We start from the raw sequence: 4183 nt of genomic DNA, 5'->3' as shown, positions 1-4183 counted from the left end.
GTGACGATATCGGAGAGTGCGGGGACCGCGACGGGGGTGCTGCGCTGGGTATTGGTACCGTCCCCCAGTTGCCCCAGGGCGTTGTCCCCCCAGGAGAGGACGGTGCCGTCGCGCCGCACGGCGAGGTTGTAGTTGGCGAGGCCTCCCGAGGCCATGCCCACTACCGAGGAGAGGACCGGGATCATGATGGGTGCAACGCGCTGGGTGTTCGTTCCGTCGCCAAGCTGACCGTAGGTGTTATTGCCCCACGTCCAGGTGATGCCATCAACCAGCGCCCCCGTGTGACTTTTCCCCACCAGCAAGGAGGAGGTGGGGACCGCCTTTTCGAAGTCGGCCCAAACCGCCTGCTGTCCGTTCATGGTCACGGTGCAGTTCCCGGTACCGCTGCAGGCCCCTCCCCAGCCGCTGAAGACCGAGCCGGAATCGGGCGTCGCGGTCAGGGTCACCACCGCGCCGGTGTCGTAGAGCGGGCTGCACAAGCCGCGGCAGGTTCCCCCGGGGACGAAGCTGACCGTCCCGGTGCCGGTGCCGATCACGCTGTAGTTGAGATAGACCGGGTTGATGCCAATGAGGTACTGGGCACCCGTGGCGCCGTTGTTCGTCTCGCTGGTTTCCGGGATGACGTTGGCCGGATCAACCAGCGCAGTCATGAAATAATATCCGGTGGGGACAGTCCCCGGAGCCGGTGCCGCGACCGTGCCGGTCAGGGTCACCTCGGCGCCTGCCGTGATGCTCCCGGCATCGAGCAAAGCGATCGGGTAGTCATCGGCCGAGGCGACTGCGTCGGCCGAGAAATAGAGGCCGACGGCCGGGGCGACGTTGGAGCCGCCGTTGTTCTTGACCTTTATGGTGTAGGTCACGTTGCCGTCGATCATGCTCCCCGAGAAGGAGGTGATGGTCAGGTCCGGGCCGTAGACAATGCCGCCCACCTTCAGGTTGTTTCCCTCATCGCTCTCCTTCACCGTGTTGTTGATATCGGCGACGGCGGTGAGGTAGTAGCTCCCCGGGGGGAGGTTGGAGGGAACGGCGACCGTGCCGGTAAAGACCACCTGGTCCCCCGCCGGGAAGTACCTGCCCGGGTAGTTCTTATCGGTGGCGGTAAAGGTGGTGACCAGGTACTGGGTCGGCGCCCCCACCGGGTCGGTGGTGAGGTAGATGCCGGTGACCGAGGAACCCGCGTCGACGTTGCCGGTGTTGTTCTCCGTCAGGCTGTAGGTCAGGTTGGTCCCCGTGACCGTCCCTGAGAGGGCGTTGATGGCCAGGTCGCGGCTGATGGTGTACTGGCTGCCGACGATGGCGTTGTTGGCGGTGTCGGTCTCGTTGGTGGACTTGTCGTAGTTGACGACACCCGTCAGGTAATAGGTCCCGCAGGGGATCGAGTTGGGGACGTAGAAGGAGCCGGTTGCGGTTTTTTCCGTCCCGCCGTCGACCGTCCCCGCGGTGAGGGCATAGACATAGTAATGGTCGGTGGAGGAGAGGGCATCCGGTGAGAAGTAGAGCCCCACCTTCGCAGAGGGATTCCCGACCGTGTTGTTCTGCACCTTCACCGTGTAGGCAAGGGAACCGAGGTTCAGGGTGGCGTCGAGGCCTGTGGGGGTGAGGTCATAGATCGCGGGTGCGTTGTCGAAACGGGCGCTGATGATGTCGTTGTCGTTGCCGTTGTAGCGATAGCCGGCAACGGTGAAGCCTCCGCTATCGGCGGCAATCCCCAGCACCCCGTCCTGCCCGCCTGCGTCGAGCCTCTGGAAGGGGAGCTGGTTCCCTGAGCTGTCGAGAGTCTGGATGGCTATACCGTGGGCCCAACTGGCCCCCTCCCCTGCCAGGTAAACCTTCAGGCCGGTAGCGGCAACCACTTCAGGCACGCCCGAGAACCCGGTATAGGTCCAGGACTCGGCGCCGGCGGCGGAGAACTTTTTCAGCTGCCGGTAGTAGCCGTCGGTGACGACATACAAATCTCCCGCCGCATCTACCGCCACAGATTTTATGTATGTTTCCTGACCGCCGTTGACGACGCCGGTTGACCAGGCCACGTTGCCGGAGCCGTCGAACTTCACGATCAGCCCCTGGTCCACCGTCCCGGAGACGCTGCTTACCGCGGCCCTGCCCCCCACCACGATATTGCCGGTGCCGTCGATGGCTATGGCACTGCCGTATTCGCCGATGGCGGTCGTGTCATGGCTTCTGGTCCAGAGGGTGTTGCCGTCGGCGTCGTACTTGCTCAGGAGCACCCTGTCGCCCACGCCGGGGTCGTAGGTGCCCACGGTATAAACGTTGCCACTCGAATCCGTGGCGATTCCATAGGCGCCGTCGTCACCCCCGCGGTCCCAGCTCTTGGCCCACAGGAGGTTGCCGGTGGCATCGTACTTCAGGAGCAGATGGTTCGCGATCACTCCCGAAGCGCCCGCGACATAGATGTGGCCGGCGCCATCGGTGGCGACGGAACGGCCGAAGTCATCCTCTCCCCCGTCGTAGCTTCTGCTCCAGACGAGGTTCCCGGCCGTATCGTACTTCAGCAGGATGACATCCCAGGTGGTGCCGTTGTAGGTCTGTCCGGTCACGTAGGTGTTGCCGGCAGCGTCGGCGGCCACGCCCAGAGCCTGATCATTGAGGTTGTTGTCGCCGTCGTAGATCCGCCCCCATTTCTCGTCGAACCACCCGGAGCCGTTGACCACCAGGCTAATGGTCCCGGTGGCCGTGGTCCCGTTGGAGTCGGTGACTTGGGCGGTGAAGGAGAAGGTGCCGGTGGCCGCCGCTGTTCCGGAGATCAAACCGGTGGCGGAATCGAGCGTCACCCCCGCGGGAAGGGCTCCCGCCGTGATGGCCCAGCTGTAGGAAGTGCCTCCGGTGGCGACCAGCGCCTGGGAGTACGGGTAATCCTGCCGGGCCTCGGGGATGTAGGGCACCACCTTGAGCTTGTTATAGGTGAGACTCTGGGATCCCGCCGGCGAGGAGAAGGTCAGGGTGACCGGGAAGGCGGACGGCGTCCAGGGTCCGGTGAAGGTACCGTCGCCGTCGGGGTCGGTCAACTCCAGCGAAGTGCCGTCCGTGCCGGAAACGGTAACCGCCCCGGAAGGAGAGGCGCAGTTGATGCTCAGGGCGGAGAGCGTGTAGCTCATCCCCGTCTGCATATTCGAGGGAAGCGGGTTCACGATGAAGAGCGGCTTGTTGCTGCAGGCCGGTGAGCCGACCGACCCGAAGGCGTTGATCCTCCTGCCGGTGAGGCTTTTCCCGTCCAGGGAGCCTACGGCATCGCCGCCCGAGAGGATCAGGTTCTTGAGCTGTTTCCAGTCCCTGGCCGGGTCCTGGGCCTTGAGCAGGGCGGCCAGGCCGGTGACGTGCGGGGCGGCCGTCGATGTTCCCGAGAGGGCCGCATAACCGGAGGTATCGCCATAGACGTTGATGGCTGACATGGTGCTGAGGATGGATGAGCCGGGGGCTCCGACATCGACGGACCTTTTCCCGTAGTTCGAGGAGGAGACGAGGTGGTCCAGCGAATCGGTTGCCGCCACCGAGATGATGTTGGGAAGGTCGTATCCCGCCGGATAGGAAGGGGATGAGTCGATGTTGGCGCCGTCGTTGCCTGCCGCGGCCACGAAGAGGATATCGGGCTGGGCGTTGATGGCATCGTAGAGGGCTTGGGAGTAGCCGCTTCCGCCCCAGCTGTTGTTGGTGGCGACGATGTTGACTCCCCGGCTCTTGAGCGCCTTGACGTAGTCGAGGCAGGAGATGGCGTCGCTGGTCGTGCCGGAGCCGCTGGCTCCGAGTGACTTGCAGGCGATGATCTTTACCGACCAGTTGACTCCGGAGACGCCGACCCCGTTATTACCGACGGCCCCGATAGTGCCGGCCACGTGGGTGCCGTGACCGTGATCGTCCATCGGGTCGCCGCTGCCGGTGATGGCGTTGATTCCGTAGAGGTCGTTGACGTAGCCGTTACCGTCGTTGTCCAGCCCGTTGGCCGGGACTTCCCCGGGATTGACCCACATGTTGGCCTGCAGGTCGGGGTGGTTGTAATCGACCCCGGAGTCAATCACCGCGACCACGGCGTCGGGGCTGCCGGTGGTGCTGTTCCAGGCCGACGGCGCGTAGATCTTGGCCATGCCCCACAGGTTGCCGTACTGGGCGTCGTTCGGGACCACCTGGGCCTGGTAGAGGAAGTTCGGCTCCGCGTACTCCACCGAGG

At 64.5% G+C, this 4183-nt stretch carries 1 protein-coding gene; it reads right to left on the bottom strand.

Features of this window, described 5'->3' with window-relative positions; translation table 11 throughout:
• The coding region (locus tag AC11W3_RS07755; protein WP_484092758.1) for a S8 family serine peptidase at positions 1-4183 on the bottom strand (4183 nt) is incomplete at both ends.

This window comes from Geomonas sp. (genome assembly GCF_056994735.1).
Note: the sequence above shows the minus strand (reverse complement) of the source record. Positions and strands in the feature narration are given on the sequence as shown.